3 protein-coding genes are annotated in these 1,532 nt (G+C 59.3%); all 3 read right to left on the bottom strand.

The window, feature by feature from the left end:
- Positions 1-135 (bottom strand): GTP-binding protein (locus EN893_RS33420; RefSeq protein WP_164901363.1); only part of this gene is annotated, 135 nt, incomplete at its 3' end.
- A 29-nt stretch (positions 136-164) separates the two neighbouring features.
- The gene (gene rpsG, locus EN893_RS33415) at positions 165-635 is read right to left on the bottom strand and encodes a 30S ribosomal protein S7 (protein ID WP_008875664.1); all 471 of its coding nucleotides are present in this window, start codon (positions 633-635) and stop codon (positions 165-167) included.
- Between the two features lie 76 nt (positions 636-711).
- The gene (rpsL, locus tag EN893_RS33410) at positions 712-1,083 is read right to left on the bottom strand and encodes a 30S ribosomal protein S12 (RefSeq protein WP_006333356.1); all 372 of its coding nucleotides are present in this window, start codon (positions 1,081-1,083) and stop codon (positions 712-714) included.
- Between the last annotated feature and the right edge of the window lie 449 nt (positions 1,084-1,532).

The raw sequence follows: 1,532 nt of genomic DNA, 5'->3' as shown, positions 1-1,532 counted from the left end.
GTCGTGGACTTCGCCGATCTTGTGCGACTTGCCCGTGTAGTAGAGGACGCGCTCGGTGGTCGTCGTCTTGCCGGCGTCAATATGCGCCATGATACCGAAATTGCGGTAGTCTTCGATTTTGTATTCGCGGGCCATCGTAGCTGCCTCTCAGTCTCGTTCGCGCTTTACCAGCGGTAGTGCGCGAAAGCGCGGTTGGCTTCAGCCATCTTGTGGGTGTCTTCACGCTTCTTGACAGCCGTGCCGCGGTTGTTGGCCGCATCCATCAGCTCGCCGGAGAGGCGGTCGACCATCGTGGTCTCATTGCGATTGCGGGCCGCAGCGATCAGCCAGCGAATGGCCAATGCCTGGCGGCGCTCGGGGCGCACGTCGACCGGAACCTGGTAGGTGGCGCCACCGACACGACGCGAACGCACTTCAACATGCGGCGCGACATTGTCGAGCGCCTGATGGAAGACGGTGACCGGCTCCTGCTTGGTCTTCGACTGAACCTGGTCGAGCGCGCCGTAGACGATGGTCTCGGCGACCGACTTCTTGCCGTCATACATGACGGCGTTCATGAACTTGGTGACGATCAGATCGCCGAACTTCGGGTCCGGATTGATCTCACGCTTTTCTGCACTGTGACGACGCGACATGGTTTTTGTCTCTCAATCTCATAACCCGACGCACCCAAGGAGCGCCAAGGCCGGAAAATCTTACTTCGGACGCCCCTTACTTCGGACGCTTGGCGCCGTACTTCGAACGGCGCTGCTTGCGGTTCTTCACACCCTGCGTGTCGAGCACGCCGCGGATGATGTGGTAGCGAACGCCCGGAAGATCCTTGACGCGGCCGCCGCGGATCATCACCACGGAGTGTTCCTGAAGGTTGTGGCCTTCGCCGGGGATGTACCCGATCACTTCAAAACCATTGGTCAGGCGGATCTTGGCCACCTTGCGCAGCGCCGAGTTCGGCTTCTTCGGCGTCGTTGTATAGACGCGCGTGCAGACGCCCCGCTTCTGCGGGTTCTGCTGCATGGCCGGGACCTTGTTGCGCTTCACCGGCGCAATGCGCGGCTTGCGGATCAGCTGGTTGACGGTAGGCATTAAACCCTCTTGTCTCTCAATTCCGTGTCTCGCCCGGTCAGGGCCGCTCAAAGCGTCATTTCCATACGCAAATTCGGGCCATAAGCCGCGCCTCGCGGTCTTGCCCGAACAAAAGGCAGAGGAAGCGGAAGCCGCTTCGTGCACGCCGGAAATGTCTTTTCGCTCGTAAAACGAACCCTGTTTGAGGCAAACTCCAAAGCGTGTCGCTTCGGAAGGGAGAGCCTCACATCGGTTCTGACTGGGCGGCTTCTACTCGTAAGACCGCGGACCGTCAAGCCCGGAGCATCAAATATTGCGCGCCGACCAAGGCTTGGCAGCCATGCGAAAACCGCATGTAATTTTCTTTCGCATTTTTGCAAGAGCGAGGAAGAAAGTGACAAGCCTTCAGGCAAAGTGAATGGGTTTGCGCTGTTGCGCGGCCTTGCTTCATGCGAAAAGGCCGCATGAGC

The organism is Mesorhizobium sp. M7A.F.Ca.CA.004.04.2.1 (assembly GCF_004022825.1).
GTDB lineage: Bacteria > Pseudomonadota > Alphaproteobacteria > Rhizobiales > Rhizobiaceae > Mesorhizobium.
Note: the sequence above shows the minus strand (reverse complement) of the source record. Positions and strands in the feature narration are given on the sequence as shown.